This window comes from Oleiphilus sp. HI0066 (genome assembly GCF_001635725.1).
On sequence record NZ_LWFH01001837.1, the window covers coordinates 1 to 887 of the forward strand.

Annotated in this window: 1 protein-coding gene; it reads right to left on the reverse strand. The window is 39.8% G+C overall.

The genetic code is table 11. From position 1 onward, the window contains the following. Positions 1-223 precede the first annotated feature (223 nt). Positions 224-887: chorismate-binding protein (locus A3738_RS28525; RefSeq protein WP_197474113.1), on the reverse strand; the 664-nt coding region annotated here is incomplete at its 5' end.

An 887-nucleotide genomic window follows, 5' to 3' on the forward strand; every position in this document is an offset into this window, starting at 1 on the left:
GTCGAGCCTCAAGAGCTAGATTGCTTGGCTATGTTAATGCGTTAACTGAACAAAACCTGGTTCATCAAATAACGGAATCTGTGTTCCCTGAAAAATTGCGTTATATGTATCATATGCTTGTTAAAGAGCGAACTATACTTTTACAAACTGCCTCGAGCCTTACGAAAAACTAGGTAGTTGCATGATGAGGTTAGTTATATAGCTACACTGCTCGTGACTGAGTTTAAGTCTCAATCAATTTTCCGGTGATATGCGCGATCTTATTGAGACTTTCCATATATTCCTCGTCTAATTGAGAATCAGCCACGATTCCGCCCCCTCCCCAACAAAAAGCTTTTTTCTTTTCAATCTCCACGGTACGTATCAGAATATTAGATTGAAACTTATCCAGATCGTTATCCCACATAAATATTGACCCACAGTAAAAGCGGCGAGGGTGAGCCTCTAGCTCCGTGATAATTTCCTGTGCACGCTTTTTGGGTGCGCCGGTAATAGATCCTCCGGGAAATGCGCTTAAAAAAGCGGTAAACGGGGTGTGTTTTGAGCAATCTATTTCACTAGTAATTGTGCTAACTAAGTGATGAACATTATTAAAGCTCTCAATATCAAATAGTTTTGTAACATTCACTGAATGTAATCGCGAGACTTTACTCAAATCATTCCGTAATAGGTCGACAATCATAAGATTCTCTGCACGGTTTTTTGAGTTCTGTAACTCTGATGTCTGCTCTTTTGTGATTCTGCCTGTTGATTTGACGGTTCCCTTTATAGGTTTCGTCATCATTGTTCCGTGGTCGCATTCAATAAACTGTTCAGGGGATATAGAAGCGACAAAATGGTTATCCGCTATTTCAATAAAAGCACAGTAATCAGCATGCGAATTGATT